Source organism: Loktanella sp. M215 (assembly GCF_021735925.1).
Classification (GTDB): Bacteria; Pseudomonadota; Alphaproteobacteria; order Rhodobacterales; family Rhodobacteraceae; genus Loktanella.
Genome location: NZ_WMEA01000001.1, coordinates 3,365,783 through 3,388,099, shown reverse-complemented (window position 1 = coordinate 3,388,099; position 22,317 = coordinate 3,365,783). Strand labels below are relative to the sequence as shown.

Below are 22,317 nucleotides of genomic sequence, written 5' to 3'. Positions count from 1 at the left end.
CCATTTCTGTCCCCACATTTTTGCGATCCGACGCATTAGCGTAGTCGAGGTCATCTGGGACAGCGTGAAGACCAATTCCCATGACGAGGCGTGCCGTCCCCGTTGTCGATCGGCCACGACGACTGCGCTGCCGGTTTCCTGGATGGACAGCGTCAAGGCTCGTGTGAGGTCGGTCGAAGGGTGTTGGCCTGCCGCTATGTCGCGAAGACGGTCTGCGGTGTCTCGATAGGCCTCCGAGGTTCTGTCGCTGCCGGGGCAGTTGCCTGATGCTGTGGGGCCCGCGCACGCGATCGCATGCGCGGCCAGTCAAAGGTTGGCATATCGGGATCGTCCGCCCGGCGCGCGGGCGCAGGTCAACAGGTCGCGGTGGCCGCCCGAACGGGATCAGGCCAGACTTCGAAGGATCTCGTTTTCGGCATCCCGGATCGCCTGTTTCGGCGATTTCCCATGGAAGACAGCATCGTGGATTTCGCGTCCCAGTGTCCGTTCGATGAGGTTGAATTGTGGGACGGGCGGCCGGGACCACGTGACCAGTTCATTTCGGCGTGCCATCTGGTCGACCATGCGCACGATGGGGGACGACGCCAGCGCCTCTGGATCGGCGCAGACGGAAAAGCGGGGGGCGACGGGAAAGCCGTTCTTGACGTGGGCCTTCATCGCCTCTGGCGACACCATCCAGGCGATCGCGTTGATGATCTGCTTTTGCCGCGCGGGGTTCACATGCGCCGGAATTGTCATCAGGAACCCGCCGATGGGGGCCGCGATCTTGCCCAGTCTGCGGGCGGGGGGCGACAGGTAGGCCACGCGCCGCGCCACGCGGGAACTGAGTTCGTGTTCGAACCGGGCCGCGCGCATCGTCCAGCAATAGGCCATGCCCGCCTGACCGGACATGAAGCAGGCGATCCGTTTTTCCCAATCCATGTTGGCGATGTCGGGCGGCGACACCTCGGCCAACTGCTTCATGTAGTCGATGACTTCGAGAGAGGCATCGCTATCGATCTGCAGCTTCAGCCGTTCGAACCGGTCAAAGCGCCAGCTGTCCTGATTGTGCAGCGGCATGTCGATGATGGTTTTCTGACAGGCCGCCAGAAAGAACATGAAGGAATTGGCGATCGGCATGCCGCGCTGGCCGTTCCAGGCGATGCCGTAGAATTCCGACGCCGGACGGTGCAGCTCGCGCGCGGCGCGGATCGTGTCGTCAAAGGTCTTGGGGTAGGTCAGCCCCTTTTCCTCGAACAGGTCCCGGCGGGCGGCCAGGATCTCGATCGTGCAATAGAGCGGGATGCCGTATTGTGTGCCGTTCCAGTTGCCGGTGCCCCAGACCGACGGGTGAAAGTCCAGCGCGTTGATCGCCGCATCGGTCAGCAGGTCGTCCAGCGGCGCAAGCAGTCCCTTTTCGGCGAATTCGCCCAGCCAGGGCATGTTGACCGATACGACGTCATAGGCGGGCGCCCGGCTTTGCCCGACGGCCAGCGCGTTGGTGTAAAGCTCGGGCAGGCGTTGCAGGTCGAAACTGCTTTTGCGGCCAAGGTCGTTGCGGAAATCCGACCACATGTTCCGCATCGAGGCGAAGTAGTTGTCGTCATTGAGCAGAAAGCGGATGTCGCTGGGTACGCTGCCGCCGATGTCGTGGGTCTGCACCGGAGAGATGATCTGAGAGGCAAAGTAGCTGCCGCCGAAGTAATATTCGTTCGCCTCCGACCCCTTGCGCAGGCCAAAGGTCTTGGCCAGATGCGCCTTGACGTGATTTGCGTAGTCCATGAAGGCGGTCAGCAAGCGTTCAGACGGTCGCAGGAAATGCGTCTTGAGCCCTTGGCCGCGCGGCACGGTCTGGATCAGGTTGTCCGCGATCATCTTGGTGACCATGCGGTTGCCAGTGCTGTAGGGCACACGGGCCAGCGTGATCAGCCCGGATTTGTCGATGGGGCGGTCGCGCAGGTGGGCATCGACCAGTTCCAGCACGACGTTCCAGAAGACGTCCGGTTTGGCGTCAGGCAGCCCGTCGTCGAACGGGGCACGCAGCTTGCGCAGGAAATCGACGATCCGCGACAGCTCGTGGCTGGTCAATTCGGCCTTGGGCGCGGCTAGGATAGTTTGCTGATCCATGTTCACCCCTTACGATTGCGCCGCGCCTCCGCGCCATTTCACCAAAGCGAAGAAATCAGCGTCATTCAACCCGGCAGCCGCCGCATCACGGTATTGTTGCAGGATCAGCCCGATGATGTGCTGCGGCGCGTCGCCGGCGCGGGCAGCGTCGGCAATCAGAGTGAAATCTTTGATCATCTGATCGACGGAAAACGCAGGGGTGAAATCGTCGGCCACGATGGTGGCGGTCTTGTAGGCCAACAGCGGCGAGGCGACGGCGCTTTCACCGATGACCTGCATCATGTCGGCGCGGGTCAGGCCGCCGCTTTCGCCAAGGGCCAGCGCCTCGGCAATGATGGCCGCTGTGGCACCGACCAGCGTGTTGATCACCAGTTTCATGAACCGCGCTTCCTCGCCCGCGCCCAGATAGAAGCGGCGGGCTGACAGATGTGCAAGATAGGGCTGAACGGTGTCCCACGCAGCCTTGTCACCTGAGGCGAGGATCGTCAGCGCCGCCGTTTCGGCCAGCGCGGTGCTGCCCGACAGCGGTGCGCGCAGATAGCTTATCCCTTTGTTTTCCAGGGCTACCGCGACCTCGGCCGAACACTCCGGAGAGACCGTGCTCATTTCGACAAGGATGGCGCCGGGGCGCAGGCTGGCGGCAAGACCCGGTTCCGCCGCGGTGCCCATGACGACGGCACGCAGGACCGCGTCGTTGGGCAGGGTCGCAAAGACAATGTCACTGCCGGCCTGTGCGGCCATGTCCGCCGCGGGGGTCGCCCCTGCGCTGGCAAGGTCCGCGACCACAGCGGTGACAGGATCGGTCACGGTGACCGGAATGCCCTGCGCCAGCAAATTGCGGATCATCGGCGCCCCCATCTTGCCCGCGCCGATCCATCCCACCGACAGTTTGTCCTGCGCCACCTTTGCGGCGTCCGTTTTGATCCCCACGATATGCTCCTTCGGGCCTGCGTCCGTGACACGTTATGCCGGGGCAGGTGCGCGCGTGCGCCGCAATTTATCCGCTTCGGACAAATCAGTCGGATAATCTCCGAAGCGGACAGATAGGGTCTTGGTGCAGGGCGATGACGGGAGCAACGTCGCTGGCAGATCGAACCGGACGATCACGGGCTGCAAGCCCAGTGTCGTCATGCAGGAGGAGAGACCCGATGAAGGCAGTGCGATTCCATGGCGCGAAGGATATCCGCGTCGAAGACGTGGCGGAACCTTCGGGCAATCTTGCCGCCGACGACGTGCTGATCGCACCCTTTGTGACCGGCATCTGCGGCACCGATCTGCATGAATATATCGCCGGCCCTATCGTGACACCGCAGGAGCCCCATATTTACACGGGCGCCACCAACCCCCAGATCCTCGGGCATGAGTTTTCGGCACGGGTGCTGGCGGTTGGCTCTGGCGTCACCCACGTCACCGCAGGCGACCGCATCTCGGTCCAGCCGCTGCTGTCGCCGCGCAATGACTATTACGGCAAGCGGGGGCTTTATCATCTGTCGCCGTCCATGGGTTGCGTCGGTCTGTCGTGGGCCTGGGGCGGCATGGGCGAAAAGGCCGTCGTCAAGGATTACAACGCGCAGCCGGTCCCCGATAACATCACCGACGAACAGGCGGCGATGATCGAACCGGCCGCCGTGGCGCTGTATGGTGTGGACCGGGGTGGCGTGACCGCAGGGAGCACGGTGCTGGTATCTGGGGCCGGTCCCATCGGTGCGCTGACGGTGCTGGCGGCCCACGCCGCAGGTGCGGCCACGATCATCGTATCCGAACCCAACCCGAACCGCCGCCGCATCATCAAGGACATCGCGCCCTACGCCCATGTCGTCGATCCCCGCAGCAGCGACCTCGTCGCTATCGTCGGCGATCTGACCGAGGAAGGTGTCGGCGTTGACGTAGCGCTCGAATGTGTGGGGCAGGAGGCATCCTTGAACGCCTGTGTCCACGCCGTGCGCCGTCAGGGCAAGGTGGTGCAGGTAGGTCTGCACATGAAGCCTGCCAGCATCGACGCGATGCTCTGGGCGCTCAAGGACATCACGGTCGAGGCGACCTGGTGCTACCCCACCCAGATCTGGCCGCGCATCGCCCGGATGATCGCCGCGGGGACCTTCCCGGTGGAACGCGTCATCACCGCCCGCATCCAAGCCGAGGATGTCGTCGCCAAGGGGTTCGAGGCGCTTCTCGATCCCGCAGGCGAACACCTGAAGATCCTCGTCACCACCTGAATTGACTGAACCCACGAAAGACCTGACCACATGACCAAGAACATCGCACTGATCGTCGGCGCGACCGGCCTGTCCGGCAGCTACACCGGGCGTTTCCTGAAGGATAACGGCTGGACGGTCGTGACCCTGTCGCGCAGCGCCGTGGACCTCGACTTTTCCGACCGCCATATTGCGGCCGATCTGGAAGATGCCGCAGGCAGCAAGACCGCGCTGGCCGCAGCACAGGACGTGACGCATGTGTTCTATTGCACGTGGTCCCGGCAGGCGTCAGAGGATGAAAACGTCCGCGTCAACGCGGCGATGATCCGCAACCTCTTTGACGGGATCGCCGGTGCGCCGGTGCAGCACGCGGCCCTCGTGACGGGGTTGAAGCATTACCTTGGGTCCTTCGACGACTACGCCAAGGTCACGCCCTACACCCCGTTTCTGGAAAGCAGCCCGCGCCTGCCGGGGCCGAATTTCTATTACGCGCAAGAGGATGTCCTGTTCGAGAAGGCCAAAGAACAGGGGTTCACCTGGTCCGTCCACCGCCCGCACACGATGATCGGCTTCGTCGTCGGCAACGCGATGAACATGGCCGTGACGCTGGCGGTCTATGCCGCGATCTGCAAGCACACCGGACGGCCCTTCGTCTATCCCGGCTCGCCCGAGCAGTATAACGCCGTCACCGACGTGACCGACGCGCGCATCCTTGCCAAACAGCTGCACTGGGCCGCGACCACGCCAGAGGCCGCCGATACGCCGTTCAACATCGTCAACGGCGACGTCTTCCGCTGGACATGGCTCTGGGCGCAGATTGCCGACTACTTCGGCCTGCCTGTCGCCGACTACCCGGGACACACCACCCCGTTGGAGGACACGATGGCCGACGCCCCCGCCGTCTGGGCCGAGATTGTCGCCAAGCACGATCTGCAGGACATCCCCGTGGGCAAGCTGGCGTCGTGGTGGCACTCGGACGCGGACCTGAGCCGGACGCTGGAATGCTTTACCGACATGACCAACAGCCGCGTGCTGGGCTTCGACGCCTATCAGCCGACGCCCGCCAGCTTCTTTGACGTGTTCGTCGCGCTGCGCGCCCAGCGCATCATCCCCGCCTGAAGGACCAGACAGATGCATTACGTGATCCATTGCCTTGACCATGAAGGCGCCGTCGAAAAACGGCTGGCCAACTACGACGCGCACAAGGCCTATCTCGCCGCCGCGACCGTGAAAACGTTAGTCTCCGGTCCGCTGCTGGCCGATGACGAGGAAACGATGATCGGCAGCTGCTTCCTGCTGGAAGCGGACTCTCTGGCCGAGGTGGAGGCGTTCAACCACAACGACCCGTTCCATCATGCGGGCCTGTGGAAGACCGTGTCGATCCGGCCCTTCGCCAAGCGCGTGGACAATCGCTGATGTCCGACATGCAGAAAACCGGGCCAGTTGGTATTGCACTGGTCGGCATGGGCTGGTGGGGGCAGAAGATGCTCAACGTCCTGCAGGCCGCCCCCGACGACATCCGCGTGGTCCGCGCGGTGGAACCCAACGTGGCGTCGGTGCAGGAGGTCTGCGACGGCAAGGGCATCCCGCTGTCCGCCGATTACGCCGACGCGCTGAATGACCCAGCCGTCGAGGCCGTCGTGCTGGCGACACCGCACAGCCTGCACACCGACCAGATCGCGCGGGCCGTGGCGGCGGGCAAGCATGTGTTCTGCGAAAAGCCCCTTGCGCTGACCAAGGCCGAGGCGGAGGCATCAGTGAAACTCTGCGCCGACGCTGGCCTTGTGCTGGGCATGGGGCATGAGCGCCGCTGGGAACCCCCCGTCGCCGCAATGCTGGCCCGCGCGGACGCGGGTGAGTTGGGCCGCATCCACCAGATCGAATCCAACTTCAGCCACGACAAGTTCCTGTTGCTGGATCGCGACAACTGGCGGCTGAAGGCCGATCAGGCCCCCGCTGGCGGCATGACGGCGACGGGCATCCACCTGCTGGACCTGTCCGTGCGCCTGCTGGGCCGGGCCTCCTCCGTGTTGTGCATCTGCGAGCAGCTGTCCAGTGATCTGCCGCAGGGCGACACCGTCGCGGCCTACGTCAAATTCGCGGGCGGTGGCACGTCCTATGTTTCCGCCTCGCTGGCGAACCCGTTCATGTCGCGGTTCACGGTTTACGGGTCCAAGGGCTGGATCGACATCCGCGACAAGGCGCATGTCGAAAGCCCGGACGGCTGGATCGTGACATCCGCCATGGCGGGCGGCCCGATCGAGACGGTGGAGATCGGCAAGGCCGAACCGGTGAAGGACAACCTCGTGGCCTTCGCCCGCGCCGTGCGCGGCACCGAGACCTATCCGATCACCGGCGACCATCTGGTGAACAACATAGCCTTGCTGGAGGCGGTCTTTGCATCGGCCATCAGCGGCAAGATCGAACAGGTGGCCTGAGGGCCAGCGGGAGGAGACGACATGAAAGCCCTGATCTTCGACAAGCCCAACGCCCCCGTCGTGACCGACGTGCAGTCGCCGTCCATCACGGACAACGAGGTGATGATCCGCACGTCCCGCGTCGGGATCTGCCATTCGGATTACGAACTGCTGTCGGGCAATTACATTATCCCGATCAGCTATCCCGTCACCCCCGGCCACGAATGGGTGGGCGAGGTGGTCGAGGTGGGCCGCAACGTCAAGGGCCTGGCCCCCGGTGACCGCGTGGTGGGCGAATGTGTGATCAACACGCCGGAACGCATCCACCACTTCGGCTTTTCCATGGACGGCGCGGACCGCGAATATTTCGCTGCCCGCCCGGAATGGCTGCACAAGCTGCCCGACGGCGTGGATGACGCCAAGGGCGCGTTGATCGAACCTTTTACCTGCGGCTATTACGCCGTGCTGCGACACGGCGGCGTCGATGCGTCCCAGACCGTCGTGATCTCGGGCGGCGGCACCATCGGTCTGGTGTCGGCGGCGGCGGCCATCGGGATGGGTGCGCGAGTCATCGTCGTCGATCCGGTCCCCTTGCGGCGCGAGATTGCGATGAAGCTGGGCGCGGATGCAGTCGTCGATCCCACCGCCGGCGACCCCATCGAGGCCATTGCCGAGATGACCAAGGGCGGTGCCGATCTGGTCGTGGAATGTGCGGGGCATCCGGCGTCGCTGGCCAATGTCTTCGATTACGCGCGGCCCGAAGGGTTCGTGTCGATGGTCGGCATCAACATCGGCCAGAAATTCCCGGTGGAGCTGGGCAAGATCCAGATCAAGGACCTGACCGTGCGTGGCTGCATCGGCTCGCCCGGTGTCTGGCCCGGCGCGATCCGGTTTCTGGAACGTACCGGCCTCGATCTATCACCGATCCAGACGCACAGCTTCGGCCTCGACGATGCACTGGCGGCCTTCGATCTGGGTAAGGACCCGCAAAAGGCCGTCAAGGTCACGCTGAACATCGGCTGACGTCGGAAAGAGGGGGGATTCAAGATGACACAGACCGCAAACATCACGGCCCCCCGGACGGGGCTGACAGCAATCCCGCTGGCGCGGGGCTTCGTTACCGTGGCTGCATCGACCGTCGTGCTGGTGATCCTGTGCCTGATTTTTGCCCCCTCGGCCGTGTCATACGGCGGGCTAGCGGGTAGTCTGCCCTTTGCCGCCGTGATCGCGATCGTGGGTCTTGGGCAGATGCTGGTCGTCCAGCAGGGCGGGTTCGACCTGTCGCTGGCGGGCGGCGTGTCGCTGGCGGTCGTGCTGGTCACGCATATGCCGTCAGGCGATAACGCGCAGCTTTTGCCTGCGGTGCTGGCAGCCCTCGCCCTGGCGATTGTGGCGGGGTTGCTGAACGGTTTTCTGGTGGGCGTCATGCGGCTGAACGCCATCATCGCGACGATCGGGATGAATGCGCTGCTTTATGGTGTCGTCTTTGCCGTGTCCGGCGGGGTGCCGCGCACCACCACGCCGCTGCTGGCACAGATTGCGGGCGGCAAGACGTTTGGCATCCCCCATGCGGTGTTCTTTGCACTGGCGATCCTGACCATCGTGACCTTCGTCATGAAGAAGACCGCGCAGGGCCGCCGGTTCGAGGTGATCGGTGCCAACCCGGCCGCCGCCCATGCAGCCGGCCTGCCGGTGCGCCGATATCAGGCGATGGCCTATGTGCTGGCGCAGCTGCACTATTGCGTGGCGGGCATCATGATCGCGGGCATCACCCGCGAGCCGACCGCCTTTCAGGGCGACGCGCTGCTGCTGCCGTCCGTCGCCGTCGTCGTGCTGGCGGGCACATCGCTGCTGGGCGGACGGGGCTTTCCGATCACCACGGTGATTGCGGCGTTCTTTCTCAACCTTCTCAGCCAGTTCGCACTGTCGGTCGGTGTGCCGTTTTCGGCGCAGACCATCATTCAGGCCTTGGCGCTTGTCTTTGGCATCGGAGTCTATTCGATCCAGTGGCGCCGGCCGACACCCATCAAAGAAACGTCCAAAATGGAGGATACGGACAATGCTTGATAACACATTCAAAATCGCGGTGTCGGCGCTGGCGCTGACACTCGGGGCCACCGGCGCCATGGCACAGGACGTGCCAAGCTGGTGCGGACCCAACGAATCCTCGCTGGCGCTGCTGGACGGCTTTGGCGGCAACAGCTGGCGTCTGGTCACCACCGCATCGGGCAAGGAAGAGGTTGCCAAATGCCCCAGCATCACGCAGTTCGAATATGCGGACGGGCAGGGTGACACGCAAAAGGCGATCTCGGACATCAATTCGATGGTCGCGCGCGGCATCAAGGCGCTGGTCGTCTTCGGTGACGCTGGTCCCGCCGTGCTGCCCGCGCTGACGAACGCCTACCGCGCCGGTGCCATCGTGGTGCCCTACCGCGTGAACGTCGGCGGTGAGGCCGGCAAGAACTACACCAAGTTCATCGGCTCTTCGTTCAAGGAAGACGGCGTCAACTGGGGCAACTGGATCAAGGCGCAACTGCCGGAAGGTGGGAACCTGCTGTTCATCTCTGGTCCCGCGGGCAACAGCCAGGGCGTGGACGAGCTGGCGGGCATGAAGGAAGTGCTGGACGACAGCTATGTCTTCATCAACCCCGACCCCTTTGCCGTCACCAACTGGGACCCGTCGCTGACGCAGCAGGTCCTGTCGGCCGAAATCGCCAAGAACGACAAGATCGACATGATAGTATCCGACTTCGGCCCGTCCCTCGTCGGCGCGCTGCCGGTGTTCAAGGAATTCAATCGCTCGATCCCGGCGATCGCCACGTCTGACGGCAATTCGCTGTCCTGCTTCTGGGCCGACAACAACGCCGACAACCCCGACTTCAAGCTGTTCACCGTCGCGACCGGCAACGACAACGTGCGCCTGGCCGTCCAGTGGGCCGTGGCCGAGGCGACGGGCGGCACGCCACCGACCGACGAAATCTTCAAGGCCCCGGTCTTTGAAGACTCCGTCAGCGGCACGCCGAGCGCCGTGGATTGCCGTCCGGAGCTGCCGGGGTCGATCTACCTCTCTGCCGAGATGGCGGGCGAGGATCAGGCCAAGGCCGTCGGGCAGTAGACCGAACATAGCGTCCGGGCGCGGTGTGCGCCCGGACCACCCCCAATGCCCGGCCAATGCAGGACAGGATATGACCGTCGTCGAAACAATCCCCAGAACCGACACGCGCCACAGCCCGGTCGCAGCCCCGGCCTTGCAGCTGACGGCCGTGTCCAAGTATTTCGCCAGCGTCGCGGCCCTTGTCGAGGTGTCCGTCGATATCTTTCCGGGCGAGGTGCACGCCATTCTGGGCGAGAACGGCGCGGGCAAATCGACGTTGATGAACATCATCTCTGGCGTGCTGCAACCGACCGCTGGCACGATCCATGTCGCGGGTGACGCGGTGTCGCCGATGACGCCCGCGCGATCCACCGCCCTTGGTGTATCCATCGCCTATCAGCACCCCGCCGTGCTGAACGATCTGACCGTGCTGGAAAACCTGACGCTGGCGCTGCCGGGTCACGTCTTTGCGGACGGCGACACGGCTGATATCGCGCGGCGGATGCTGGACGCCGTCGGCCTGCACGTGCCGCTGAAGGCGCGCGCCGCCGATCTGACCGTGCCGCAGCGCCACCTGCTGGAAATCGCCAAGGCGCTGGCGGTGCAGCCGCGCATCCTCATCATGGATGAACCGACCGCGGCCCTCGATCAGGACGCGACGGACATGCTGTTCGCCCGCATCCGCGCCCTGGCCGCACAGGGCACGGCCGTCATCTACATCACCCACCGCATGGCCGAGTTGCGCCAGATCGCCGACCGCGTGACGGTGCTGCGCGACGGGCGCATGCGCGGGACGGCATTGGTGCGCGACGTCAGCGATCAGGACCTGCTCGACATGATCGTCGGGCGGTCGCTGGTGTCCGCCTTTCCGCCGAAGGCGAGCGGCGATGCATCGGATGTGAATTTCGCCATCAACGGGCTGACGGGCCATAACTTTACCGACGTCAGTTTCGAGGTCGCCCGCGGCCGGATCATCGGCATCGCCGGGGTCGATGGCAATGGGCAGGCAGAGCTGATGCGCGCCCTTGCGGGTTTGTTGCCATTCTCGGGTCAGGTGCTGCTGGACGGTGCACCGCTGAAGGCCGACCGACTTGCCCGCACCGCCGCCTACATGCCCGCCGACCGGCACGAGGAAGGCCTTGCCACCGACCTGACCGTGCGCGAAAACGCGACCTTTACGGCGCTGGGCTGCTTTGCCACCGGCGGCGTCATGAGCCGGGGCCGCGAACTGGCCGCCGTGCAGGACATCTTTGGCCAGCTGGCGGTCAAGACGCCGGGTCTCGACGCCAAGGTGCTGTCGCTGTCGGGCGGCAACCAGCAAAAGATCGTCATGTCCCGCGCGCTGCTGTCGCAGCCCGGCTACATCATCGCGGACCAGCCCACCCAAGGCGTCGACGTGGGCGCGCGGTTCGAAATTTACCGCATCCTGCGCGAAGTCTCTGCCGCCGGCACGCCGGTCATCGTCAACTCGTCGGACGCGGCAGAGCTGGAAGGGCTTTGCGACACCGTCGTCGTCATGTCGCGGGGCCGGGTGACGCAGGTGCTGGAAGGCGACGCGATCACCGAGGAGCGCATCGTCGGCGCCGCCGTTCAGGCAGAGACCCATGCCCCTAGCGTTGGCGAGCCGACGCCGCAGGTGCAAAAGGCCCGTGGTGGCTGGCGGCATCTGGTCCAAAGCGACAATGCGACCGCGATCCCGCTGGCGGCGGTGATCGTGGTGCTGGGGCTGTATGTCTACGGGCAGAACGCGAACTACCTGTCGGCCTTCAACATTTCCAACATCCTGCTGCTGGCGACGGCCTTGGGCTTCATCGCGATGGGGCAGACTGTGGCACTTCTGATGGGCGGCATCGATCTGTCGGTCGGGCCGCTGGCGGGGTTTCTTGTCGTCGTCGGGTCGTTCTTCATCAATGACGGGCAGGCGGTGCCGACCATGGCGCTGGGCTTTGCGATGATGTTCGCCTGTGCCGCCGTGGTCGGTGCCGTGAACGGCAGCCTGATGCGTTACGCCAACTTCACCCCCATCGCGGCGACGCTGGCGATGTATATCGGCCTGCAAGGCCTCAGCTTCGTGCTGCGGGACGGGCCGGGCGGCTATATCAACTTCACCGTCATGGATTGGCTGACATGGAAGCTGGGGCCGATCCCCGTTGCCTTCATCGTGCTGGTCGCTTTTGCGCTCGTGGGCGAGGTGCTGCTGCGCCGGTCCCGTAGTGGATGGCAGCTGCGCGCCGTGGGGTCAGAGGAAGGCGCCGCCCGCCGCCTTGGCGTCCGCGTCGACCGCGTGTTCATCCTGGGCTATGTCGCCGTGTCGCTGCTGACCGCCTGCGGAGCCGTCATGTTGATGGCGCAAATTGGCGTGGGCGATCCCGCACAGGGCATCACCTACACCCTGTCCAGCATCACGGCGGTCGTTCTTGGCGGCACCAGCCTGCGCGGCGGGCGTGGCACGTTCATCGGCACGATCCTTGGCGCGGTGCTGCTGACCGAGGTGCTCAATGCGGTGTCCTTTCTGGGGTTGTCGCAGGCCTATCAATACTTCTTTCAAGGCGCGCTGATCGTCGTGGCGGCCTTAATCTACGCAACAGCCCGCAGCCGCGCAGAGGTGCCCGCATGATGCGTGATTTCGTTTATCAGGTCGCCCCGAGCCGCGTGATCTTCGGCCCCGGCACGTTGGCGCAGGTGGACGCGGAGATCGAACGGCTGGGCTGCAAACGGGCGTTCCTGCTGTCCACGTCGTTTCAGGCGGCGGACCTTGCGGCCTTGGCCAATCAGTTGGGACCACTGGCCGCAGGGCAGTTCACCGATGCGACCATGCACACGCCCCTCGCCGTCACCGCCCGCGCCTTGGCGGCCTATGACGCCTGCGGGGCCGATTGCATCGTGGCGCTGGGCGGCGGATCCACGATCGGGCTGGGCAAGGCCATCGCATACCGCAACGATGCCCCCCAGATCGTCGTCGCCACGACCTACGCCGGGTCAGAGGTGACGGACATCCTGGGCCAGACCGAGGATGGCGTGAAATCCACCGTACGCGGACCCAAGATCAGGCCAGAGGTGGTGATCTACGACCCCACCCTGACCACCGGCCTGCCCATCGCGATGAGCGTCGCCAGCGGCCTGAACGCCATGGCCCACGCGGTCGAGGGGCTTTATGCCCCCGACGCCAACCCGGTCACCTCGCTGCTGGCGGTCGAAGGCATCCGCGCCCTGCGGGATGCGCTGCCCGCGATAACCCGCGACCCCGCCGATATCGATGCGCGGGGCGAGGCGCTTTACGGGTCGTGGTTGTGTGGCGTGGTGCTGGGGTCCGTCGCCATGTCGCTGCACCACAAGCTCTGTCACACGCTTGGCGGCAGTTGTGACCTACCGCACGCGGAAACCCACGCGATCCTGCTGCCGCACAGTGCCGCCTACAACGCCGCTGCCGCGCACGATGCGCTGGCCCCCGCGGCTGCCCTGTTCGGTGGCGACCTCGCCGGCGGGCTGCATGATCTGGCCCGCAGCCTTGGCGCGCCATTGGCGCTGAAGGACCTTGGGCTTGCGCGCGACGACCTTGACCGTGTGGCCGACATGGCCGTGAAAAATCCCTATGCCAACCCGCGCCCCGTGACGCGCGACGGCATCCTTGCGCTACTGACGCGGGCCTACGACGGCACCCGCCCCGCGACCTGACCCATTGAGAGGCCCTGCCATGACCGACCCCGCCATCGCCTATTTCACCGAAGACGCCTCTGTCGCCGCCGTCACCGCGCGGGTGGGCGAGAGGGCCGATCCGCGCCTGACGCGCGTGATGGGCGCGTTGGTCACGCATCTGCACGCCTTCATCAAGGACGTGGAGCTGACGCAGGCGGAATGGGCGCTGGCGGTGGAATTCCTGACCCGGACCGGCCAGATGTGCGACGGCAACCGGCAGGAGTTCATTCTGCTGTCCGACGTGCTGGGCGTGTCGATGCTGGTCGATGCGATCAACAACCGCCGGCCGGACGGTGCGACCGAGAACACCGTCCTTGGCCCGTTTCATGTCGACGGCGTGCCGGATCTGCCGATGGGCACCAACATCAGCCGCGACGGCGTCGGCGAAAGCTGCCTCTTTCAGGGGCGCGTGACCGATCTTGACGGCGCGCCGGTGGCGGGTGCGCGGATCGACGTGTGGTCGGACAATGCCGACGGGTTCTACGATGTGCAGCAGCCCGAGAGCCAGCCGCAGCCGAACAACCGGGGTGTTTTCGTCACCGGCGCCGACGGGCGCTATGCGTTTCAGGGGATCAAGCCGGTGTCCTACCCGATCCCCGACGACGGCCCCGTGGGGCAGATGCTGGGTCAGTTGGGCCGCCATCCCTACCGGCCCGCCCACATGCACTTCATCGTCACGGCACCGGGGCACCAGACGGTCGTCACCCATACCTTCGTGAAGGGTGACGATTACCTGACCTCGGACGCGGTGTTCGGCGTCAAGAAGACCCTGATCGCGGACTACACGGCCACTCCAGAGGGCCCGACCGACTGGCAATCGACCTTCGATTTCATCATGACGCCGGAGGGCACGCAATGAAGGCCAATCCGCGCATCGCATTCCTTGGCACCGGCGCGCAGGGTGCGTCGATCGCCGCCGATTTCACCCGCGCGGGCCTTGATGTCACCTTCATCGACCAGTGGCCCGCCCATGTCGAGGCGATGCGCGCGAACGGCCTGACAGTCCACATGCCGACCCGCACGATCCACACCGCCGTCACCGCGCTGCATCTGTGCGAGGTGGCCGAGGTCAGGCAGCCCTTCGACCTCGTGTTCCTGGTGGTCAAGGCCTACGACACCCGCTGGGCGGCGGAACTGATCAAGCCGGTGCTGGCGCCTGACGGCTTTGTCGTCGGCCTGCAGAACGGCATGACGCACGAGGACATCGCGTCCATCGTCGGGCGGGACCGAACCATCGGTGCCGTGATCGAGATCGCGTCGAACATGTGGACCCCCGGTGTGACGACCCGCCAGAACGACCACGACGAAAGTTGGTTCGCGCTCGGCGCTCTCGACCCCGCCAAACAGCCCGAGGTGGAGGATGTGGCGACACTGCTGCGCCACGCGGGCCGGGTCGAGGTGACGGACGACATCCATTCCGCCAAGTGGATGAAGCTGGTGGTGAACGCCGCCGAACTGATCCCCTCAGCCATTGTCGACACGGCGCTGAACGACGCCGCACGGCTGCCGGGCATGCTCGATCTGATGCGGCGCGCGGGTTACGAGGCGATGGACGCGGCGCTGGCCGACGGAGCCACGATCATGCCGATCATCGGGATGCCGCCGGTCATGAGCAATCATCCCGAACGCTACGTGGACGAGATCTTCGACGAGGTGCTGAAGACCTTTTCGCGCGACGATACGCTGACCACGTCCCTGCAGGACTGGCGCAAGGGGCGCCGGGCCGAGATCGACGAGGTCAACGGCTGGGTCGTGAAGACGCTGGCAGCCCACGGCAAGGCCGCACCGGTCAACGACCACGTGGTCCGGCTCGCGTGCGAGATCGAACAGGGGCGGCGGACCTTGACGGACCAGAACCGCGACGATCTTCTGGCGGTCTTCAGGTCAACCTGAAGGAGGGTAAGTGACCAAGGTCGCACTGTCCAGTAACCCACGTTCCAGAAAGCACCACTAGTCGGGGGATGGGTGCCGATTTGTGTCGCACCATCCAACAGATGACCCGACACTTCCAGACGACGGCCATGCGCGGCACCGTCTTTGTGTCCGACGACTTGGTCGACGTTCAAGTGCAGCACATCGGCTGGCGGCCATCTGGCGTCAAAGAGATGGCCACGGCACTTTTTTGTACGGGCTTTCTTCAGCAATCGGCTTGCATGCTCTGATCCGCAAACATGCGTTTCAGCCGGCAGTTCTTGTCCTCCAGACTCTGTATCTGGCGGATCATCGCGGCATCCATACTGCGCTTGCCACCTGTGGAACGCCGCCGTGCTCATGCCATGCTCGCGGCAAAGCGCGGCCTTCGGTTTGACGCAGGATCGCGAGGATATGGGGTTTGCTAAATCTCGTCGTCTTTATCAGAGTCCCCTCAGTCACCATGGCGCGACAAATTTCTAAATGCGCATCGCTTCAAGATCTGGCGGGATCGCAATCGCACCTGCATCTTGCAGGCATCCCACCTCTTTGATCCATCTCAGGCGCCTCGATTCTTGAAAGCCGGACATGCTGCGCATCAATCTTCGGCACTGTCCCGACCACGATCTGCGAAATGCCTGCATACCGGTCATGCCGTGCGGCATTTTTCGACGATATCCGCGTGCATCGCCAATTTTTGTGCGTCACGACGCATGAAAAACAGCGCCTCTGTGATCCGATCTTGCCAATGTGGGTCAGGGCTGCTCACGCTGCAGCGATGCAGCGACACCTGAAAATCACCATTGTCGAAAGTGATCCGGCGCGCGCCGCTCTGATCGAGGAAAGCCTTGCACGGGTCGGGCACTACGATCTGAATATCGTCATGGACATGACCCGCCTCACGGCCACGATCAAGACCGTCAACCCTGACATTGTGCTGATCGATCTCGACAATCCCTCTCGCGATGTGCTGGAGGAACTGACGCTGGCGACCGCGCCTTTGGAACGGCCGGTGGCACTCTTCGTGGACCAGAGCGATGCGAACCTGACCAAACTCGCGATCGAGGCGGGCGTGTCCGCCTATGTCGTGGACGGGCTACGCGCGGATCGGCTGAAGCCGATCATCGATGCCGCCGTCGCGCGGTTCAACATGTTCCGCCAGATGCGCACGGAACTGGCCGCCACCAAGCGCGCACTGGAAGAGCGCAAGGTCATCGACCGCGCCAAGGGTCTGCTGATGAAGGCCAAGGGCATCGACGAGGAGGCGGCCTATGCCTTGCTGCGCCGGGCCGCGATGGATCAGGGGCGCAAGGTCGTCGACGTGGCAGAGGCTCTGGTCAGCACGGCGGCGCTTTTGTCATGACGACGCGCATGCCCGTAGGCTTTGTGCCGCTGATCGACGCCGCTCCGCTGATCGTCGCCGCCGAGATGGGGTTCGACCGGGCCGAGGGCATCTCGCTCGACCTGCGGCGGGCGAATGCGTGGTCGGCGTTGCGCGATATGGTCTCGTTCGGGCAGGTCATGGCGGCGCAGATGCTGTCGCCGATGCCTGTCGCCACCGCGCTTGGTCTGGGCGGGGCTGGGGCGCCGCTGGCGGCCGTCGCCGTCTTGTCCACCAATGGCGAGGTCATCTGCGTCAGCACTGCGGTTGCGGACCGGATGCGCGGCGCAGGCTACGGGTTCGACTTTGACGATGCCCATGCGGCGGGCAGCGCCTTGATCGCCGCGGCAACGGGGCCGCTGCGCATCGCGGTTCCGTTCCCGTTTTCGATGCATGCCGAGCTGTTGTATCACTGGCTGACGGCACTTGGGCTGCCGTCGCCCGCCGCCCTCGATATCCGCACCGTGCCGCCACCCCTGATGGCGGCAGCGCTGGCCTCTGGTGACATCGATGCGTTCTGCGTGGGCGAGCCGTGGGGGTCGATGGCGGTAGAGCGGGGCGCGGGGACGCTTCTGCTGCCGGGATCAGCCATCTGGCCCGGAGCACCGGAAAAGGTGCTGGGCGTGCGGGCGGATCTGGCGGACACCGAACCGGAGCCGCTGCGCGCGCTGATCCGGGCCTTGTGGCACGCCGGTCAGTGGCTCGCCGATCCCGGCAGCCGTATCACGGCCTGCGAGATGCTGTCGGGGCGCGATCGCCTGGACGTGCAGAGCGAGGTGATTGACCGCGCCCTGTCCGGGCACCTGACGATCTCGCCCCGGGGCGACAGCCGTATCGTCAAGGATTTCATCGATTTCGGTCGTTACATGCCGCAACCGGATCACGCCGCCTGGATCGGCGTGCGACTGGCCGCACGGCTGGGCCTGGACCGCGCGACCGCGCGTGCCGCCGCCGTCGCCACGTTTCGGACGGACTTTCATACGGCCACGCTGGGGGCGATTCCCGGATATGTCGCCTGCCTGATGTCCGATGACCGTTCTTTCGACGGTCAGGAATTCAGCCGCGATGCCGCTGATTGACCACAAATGCGGCACAACCATGCCGCGATGCAGAAATTTGCGATGCTGCGGGTGCGAATTTGTCTTTGTCGTTGATTAACAGGTTGTCCTGCGCGCTACTGAATCTCAGGCAGGCAATGGCGTCCGCCTGATCCCATTCCCAAAGTCCGGGTTATCCGAGCAGAGCCGCTCGACCCTTCGTGCCAGCGCATGAGGTTAGTCAGCGGCTATTTTTCGTATGTCCGGGCAAAAGTCCCGGACCCTAAAGGGACGACCACATGAAATATGTTACCGCCTGTCTTCTGACAACGACGCTGCTGGCCAGCCCGGCCTTTGCCGAGATGCTGGACCTTGAAAAGGACGAGTTGAAGTTCGGGTTCATCAAGCTGACGGACATGGCGCCGCTCGCCGTGGCCTACGAAAACGGCTATTTCCTCGACGAGGGACTGTTCGTCACGCTGGAGGCGCAGGCGAACTGGAAGGTGCTGCTGGACGGCGTGATCGGCGGTCAACTTGACGGCGCGCATATGCTGGCGGGCCAGCCCCTTGCCGCGACCATCGGCTACGGCACGGAAGCGCATATCATCACGCCTTTTTCGATGGACCTGAACGGCAACGGGATCACCGTGTCGAACGCCGTCTGGGCCGAGATGAAGCCGAACGTGCCGGTAGATGCCGACGGCAAACCGCAGCACCCGATCAGCGCCTCTGCGCTGGCCCCAGTCGTGGCGTCCTACAAGGCGGCGGGCAAGCCGTTCAACATGGGCATGGTGTTCCCGGTCTCCACCCACAATTACGAATTGCGCTACTGGCTGGCCGCCGGTGGTCTGAACCCCGGCACATACACGCCTGACGATACCTCTGGCACCATCGGTGCGGATGTCATGCTGTCGGTCACGCCACCGCCGCAGATGCCCGCCACGATGGAGGCAGGTACCATCGACGGCTATGCCGTGGGCGAGCCGTGGAACCAGCAGGCTGTCGTCAAGGGGATTGGCGTGCCGGTCATCACCGATTACGAGCTGTGGAAGAATAATCCCGAGAAGGTTTTTGGCATCACCGCCGCGTTTGCAGAAGCCAACCCGAACACGACCATCGCCCTGACCAAGGCGCTGATCCGCGCGGCCATCTGGCTGGACGAAAACGACAACGCCAACCGCGAAGAAGCCGTCGACATGCTGGCGCGTCCGGAATACGTGGGTGCCGACCGCGCGGTTATCGCGGCGTCGATGACCGGCACGTTCGAGTATGAAAAGGGCGATGTGCGGGATGTGCCGGACTTCAACGTCTTCTTCCGTCACAACGCGACCTATCCATTCTATTCCGACGCGGTCTGGTATCTGACCCAGATGCGCCGCTGGGGGCAGATCGCCGAACCCAAGGACGACGCGTGGTTCGATGAGACTGCCAAATCCGTCTATCGTCCCGACATCTACCTGCAGGCCGCCCGCATGCTGGTGGACGAAGGTCTGGCGACCGAGGCCGATTTCCCCTTTGATTCAGACGGCTACAAGGCGCCGACGCCCGCTGCCGACATCATCGACGGCATCCCCTACGACGGCAAAACCCCCAACGCCTACATCGACAGTCTGCCCATCGGCCTGAAGTCCGGCGATGTGGCCGGCGGCTGACATGACGCGGCCGCCCCCAACCGGGGCGGCCCCCCTATCCTTGATCCGATCAAAGAGGCCCACGCCATGACGACCGTCGATCCCGACCACATCGCAGCCCAGCACCGCGAAGCCCGCCGCGCCGTCTGGTTCACCCGTATCAACAAGGCGGACGCATGGTTCGCCGTTCTTGGCCTTGGCTGGATCACACCGCTGATGAAGGCCGCCGCCGGTGACAACCCCCGCGCGCAGATGAAGGACGTCTGGCGCCTGCTGGGTGTGCCGCTGCTGTCCATCGCGGTGTTCCTGATGCTGTGGTCGGCACTTGCCCCCAAGGTCGTCACGTCGCTGGGCGCGATCCCCGGTCCCGTCGCCGTGTGGGCCGAGGCGCGCGGCCTGCACGCCGACGCGATCGCCAAGTGGGACAAGAAGGCGGTCTTCGAGGAACGTCTGGCCGAGCGCAACGCCAAGTTGGTCGAGGCAGGTCGCAGCGCCGACGTGAAGGACATCGCCTACACCGGACAGCCCACCTATTACGGGCAGATCTGGACCTCGATCAAGACGGTGTTCTTCGGCTTTCTGATCGCGTCGATCATCGCGATCCCGCTGGGCATCGCGGCGGGCCTGTCGCCCACTGCGAACGCGGCGCTCAACCCGCTGATCCAGATCTTCAAGCCCGTATCCCCGCTGGCGTGGCTGCCGATCGTCACGATGGTCGTCAGTGCGGTCTATGCGACGAATGACGGGTTCTTCTCCAAATCCTTCCTCGTGTCGGCCATCACCGTGACCCTGTGTTCCCTGTGGCCCACGCTGATCAACACGGCTTTGGGCGTCGCATCCATCGACCGCGACCTGATCTCGGTCAGCCGCGTGCTGAAGATGGGACCCTACGCCAAGATCACCAAACTGGTGCTGCCGTCGGCCCTGCCGCTGATCTTTACCGGATTGCGTCTGTCGCTGGGTGTGGGCTGGATGGTGCTGATCGCGGCCGAGATGTTGGCGCAGAACCCGGGCCTTGGCAAATTCGTCTGGGACGAGTTCCAGAACGGATCGTCGCAAAGCCTTGCGCGGATTATCGTCGCGGTGCTGACCATCGGCATCATCGGCTTCCTGCTGGACCGCGTGATGTTCGCGATGCAGTCGTTCTTCACCTTCTCTGCGCAGCGATGAACGGCATGAGCATCCTGCAATTCAAAGACGTCGGCAAAGGGTTCGGCGAAGGCACGCAGCGCACCGAAATCCTGCACCACATCGACCTTGAAGTGAAAGAGGGCGAATTCCTCGCCATCCTCGGGTTTTCCGGCACCGGGAAGTCCACCCTGATGAACCTGATCGCGGGGTTGTCGATGCCCGATAGTGGCAGCCTGACGTTTCGCGGCGCACCCATCACAGGCCCCGGCCCGGACCGGGGGCTTGTGTTCCAAAGCTACAGCCTGATGCCATGGCTGACGGTGCGCGGCAACGTCATGCTGGCGATCGAAGCGGTGCACGGCAAGCTGTCCAAGGCCGAAAAAACCGCCAAGGCCGACCACTACATCGGCATGGTCGGTCTGCCCCACGCGGCGCAGCGCTATCCGTCGGAACTATCGGGCGGCATGCGCCAGCGGGTCGCCGTGGCGCGGGCGCTGGCGATGGAACCGGACCTGCTTTTGCTGGACGAACCCCTGTCAGCGTTGGACGCCCTGACGCGGGCGAACCTTGCGGACGAAATTCTGGAGATCTGGGAGGCCGACAAGAAAACCTGCATCCTGATCACCAACGACGTGGATGAGGCGATCCTGCTGGCTGACCGCATCATCGTGCTGAACCCCGACGGCACGCTGGCCGATCCGGTGGCGGTCACCATTCCCCGCCCGCGCAACCGTGATGCGATGAATCACGACGCAGGGTTCAAGAAACTGCGGGCCGAGGTCACGCAATACCTGATGGACGTCGGTTTCGCTGCCAAAGTCGCTGAAACAAGGCACCTGCCCAACGTGACACCGATCCACAAGATGATCCCGGCCGCCGTGCGCGACAGCCGCGAGGGGATGATCGAAGAGCGCTTCCTCGACTTTTCCCAGCTACACAAGATCTATCCCACGCCCAAGGGACCGCTGACGGTCGTGGAAAACTTCGATCTGAAGGTCAATCAGGGCGAGTTCATCTCCCTGATCGGCCATTCCGGCTGCGGCAAGTCCACGGTGCTGACCATGGCTGCCGGTCTGAACGACATTTCCAAGGGCGCGATCCGTCTGGACGGACGCCACGTCGAAGGCGCCGACCCGGAACGCGCCGTGGTCTTCCAATCCCCCAACCTGTTCCCCTGGCTGACCGCCAAGGAGAACGTCGCGATCGGCGTGGACAAGGTCTATCCCAAGGCGACGCAGGCGGAACGGCAGGAGGTGGTGGAATACTACCTTGAACGCGTGGGCCTTGCCGATGCGATGGACCGGGGCGCGCATTCCATGTCGAACGGCATGAAACAGCGCGTCGGCATCGCGCGGGCCTTTGCCCTGAGCCCCAAGCTGCTGCTGTTGGATGAACCCTTCGGGATGCTGGACAGCCTCACGCGGTGGGAGTTGCAGGAGGTCCTGATGGAGGTCTGGTCCCGCACCAAGGTCACCGCGATCTGCGTCACCCATGACGTGGACGAGGCGATCCTGCTGGCCGACCGCGTGGTGATGATGACCAACGGCCCGCAGGCGACCATCGGCAAGATTACGGACGTCAAACTGCCACGGCCCCGCACCCGAAAGGCGCTGCTGGCGCATCCCGACTACTACGAATACCGGCAGGAAGTCCTTGATTTCCTGACCGAATACGAACACGGGGCCAAGCCCGCCCCCAAATCCATCGCGGCGGAGTAG

19 protein-coding genes and 1 pseudogene are annotated in these 22,317 nt (G+C 64.4%); 17 read left to right on the top strand and 3 right to left on the bottom strand.

The genetic code is table 11. The features are described 5' to 3' along the window. Positions 1 to 384 precede the first annotated feature (384 nt). Positions 385 to 2,106 (bottom strand): ABC transporter substrate-binding protein, encoded by a 1,722-nt coding sequence (locus tag GLR48_RS16660; RefSeq protein WP_237063070.1) that lies wholly within the window; start codon positions 2,104 to 2,106, stop codon positions 385 to 387. A gap of 9 nt (positions 2,107 to 2,115) precedes the next feature. Next, a complete protein-coding gene (locus GLR48_RS16655; protein WP_237063069.1) occupies positions 2,116 to 3,036 on the bottom strand; it encodes an NAD(P)-dependent oxidoreductase in 921 nt (306 codons plus the stop codon). A gap of 218 nt (positions 3,037 to 3,254) precedes the next feature. Here GLR48_RS16655 and GLR48_RS16650 point away from each other — a divergent pair, with 218 nt between their 5' ends. The 12 genes from GLR48_RS16650 to GLR48_RS16595 all read left to right on the top strand — a co-directional run bounded on the left by GLR48_RS16650 (position 3,255) and on the right by GLR48_RS16595 (position 15,670). Further along, positions 3,255 to 4,322 carry a 2,3-butanediol dehydrogenase gene (locus tag GLR48_RS16650; RefSeq protein ID WP_237063068.1) on the top strand — a complete coding sequence of 356 codons (1,068 nt, stop codon included), beginning with the start codon at positions 3,255 to 3,257 and terminating at the stop codon, positions 4,320 to 4,322. A 30-nt stretch (positions 4,323 to 4,352) separates the two neighbouring features. Next, positions 4,353 to 5,420, top strand: a complete 1,068-nt coding sequence (locus GLR48_RS16645; RefSeq protein ID WP_237063067.1) for an SDR family oxidoreductase — start codon at positions 4,353 to 4,355, stop codon at positions 5,418 to 5,420. Between the two features lie 12 nt (positions 5,421 to 5,432). Next, positions 5,433 to 5,717 carry a YciI family protein gene (locus GLR48_RS16640; RefSeq protein WP_237063066.1) on the top strand — a complete coding sequence of 95 codons (285 nt, stop codon included), beginning with the start codon at positions 5,433 to 5,435 and terminating at the stop codon, positions 5,715 to 5,717. After that, positions 5,717 to 6,739, top strand: a complete 1,023-nt coding sequence (locus GLR48_RS16635) for a Gfo/Idh/MocA family protein (protein ID WP_237063065.1) — start codon at positions 5,717 to 5,719, stop codon at positions 6,737 to 6,739. Before GLR48_RS16640 ends, GLR48_RS16635 begins: the two co-directional genes overlap by 1 nt. Positions 6,740 to 6,760: 21 nt before the next feature. Then, positions 6,761 to 7,741 carry a zinc-dependent alcohol dehydrogenase gene (locus GLR48_RS16630; protein WP_237063063.1) on the top strand — a complete coding sequence of 327 codons (981 nt, stop codon included), beginning with the start codon at positions 6,761 to 6,763 and terminating at the stop codon, positions 7,739 to 7,741. A 24-nt stretch (positions 7,742 to 7,765) separates the two neighbouring features. Then, positions 7,766 to 8,785 (top strand): ABC transporter permease, encoded by a 1,020-nt coding sequence (locus GLR48_RS16625; RefSeq protein WP_237063061.1) that lies wholly within the window; start codon positions 7,766 to 7,768, stop codon positions 8,783 to 8,785. Further along, positions 8,778 to 9,833, top strand: coding sequence for a substrate-binding domain-containing protein (locus GLR48_RS16620; protein WP_237063059.1), 1,056 nt, complete (start codon positions 8,778 to 8,780; stop codon positions 9,831 to 9,833). Before GLR48_RS16625 ends, GLR48_RS16620 begins: the two co-directional genes overlap by 8 nt. Before the next feature lie 70 nt (positions 9,834 to 9,903). Continuing rightward, on the top strand, positions 9,904 to 12,429 hold the full coding sequence (locus GLR48_RS16615) for an ATP-binding cassette domain-containing protein (protein ID WP_237063058.1): 2,526 nt from the start codon (positions 9,904 to 9,906) through the stop codon (positions 12,427 to 12,429). Beyond that, positions 12,426 to 13,487, top strand: a complete 1,062-nt coding sequence (locus tag GLR48_RS16610) for a maleylacetate reductase (RefSeq protein WP_237063057.1) — start codon at positions 12,426 to 12,428, stop codon at positions 13,485 to 13,487. The genes GLR48_RS16615 and GLR48_RS16610 overlap by 4 nt, the downstream gene beginning before the upstream one ends. A 19-nt stretch (positions 13,488 to 13,506) precedes the next feature. Further along, the gene (locus GLR48_RS16605) at positions 13,507 to 14,367 is read left to right on the top strand and encodes a dioxygenase family protein (RefSeq protein ID WP_237063056.1); all 861 of its coding nucleotides are present in this window, start codon (positions 13,507 to 13,509) and stop codon (positions 14,365 to 14,367) included. Further along, complete coding sequence (locus GLR48_RS16600; protein ID WP_237063055.1) at positions 14,364 to 15,401, top strand: ketopantoate reductase family protein; 1,038 nt, start codon at positions 14,364 to 14,366, stop codon at positions 15,399 to 15,401. The genes GLR48_RS16605 and GLR48_RS16600 overlap by 4 nt, the downstream gene beginning before the upstream one ends. 128 nt (positions 15,402 to 15,529) lie before the next feature. Beyond that, complete coding sequence (locus GLR48_RS16595) at positions 15,530 to 15,670, top strand: hypothetical protein (protein ID WP_237063054.1); 141 nt, start codon at positions 15,530 to 15,532, stop codon at positions 15,668 to 15,670. Here the strand turns inward: GLR48_RS16595 and GLR48_RS26085 are convergent. After that, a pseudogene (locus tag GLR48_RS26085) lies at positions 15,652 to 15,863 on the bottom strand (transposase); the annotation flags it as partial. The gene GLR48_RS16595 and the pseudogene GLR48_RS26085 sit on opposite strands and share 19 nt — an antisense overlap. 334 nt (positions 15,864 to 16,197) lie before the next feature. Between GLR48_RS26085 and GLR48_RS16590 the strand changes: the two are divergent. The 5 genes from GLR48_RS16590 to GLR48_RS16570 all read left to right on the top strand — a co-directional run bounded on the left by GLR48_RS16590 (position 16,198) and on the right by GLR48_RS16570 (position 22,317). Then, positions 16,198 to 16,782 carry an ANTAR domain-containing response regulator gene (locus GLR48_RS16590; RefSeq protein WP_237063053.1) on the top strand — a complete coding sequence of 195 codons (585 nt, stop codon included), beginning with the start codon at positions 16,198 to 16,200 and terminating at the stop codon, positions 16,780 to 16,782. Further along, complete coding sequence (locus GLR48_RS16585; RefSeq protein ID WP_237063052.1) at positions 16,779 to 17,879, top strand: ABC transporter substrate-binding protein; 1,101 nt, start codon at positions 16,779 to 16,781, stop codon at positions 17,877 to 17,879. Before GLR48_RS16590 ends, GLR48_RS16585 begins: the two co-directional genes overlap by 4 nt. 257 nt (positions 17,880 to 18,136) lie before the next feature. Next, the gene (locus tag GLR48_RS16580) at positions 18,137 to 19,489 is read left to right on the top strand and encodes a CmpA/NrtA family ABC transporter substrate-binding protein (protein ID WP_237063050.1); all 1,353 of its coding nucleotides are present in this window, start codon (positions 18,137 to 18,139) and stop codon (positions 19,487 to 19,489) included. 66 nt (positions 19,490 to 19,555) lie between these two features. Further along, on the top strand, positions 19,556 to 20,638 hold the full coding sequence (locus tag GLR48_RS16575; RefSeq protein WP_237063048.1) for an ABC transporter permease: 1,083 nt from the start codon (positions 19,556 to 19,558) through the stop codon (positions 20,636 to 20,638). Positions 20,639 to 20,643: 5 nt separating this feature from the next. Next, the gene (locus tag GLR48_RS16570) at positions 20,644 to 22,317 is read left to right on the top strand and encodes an ABC transporter ATP-binding protein (RefSeq protein ID WP_237063047.1); all 1,674 of its coding nucleotides are present in this window, start codon (positions 20,644 to 20,646) and stop codon (positions 22,315 to 22,317) included.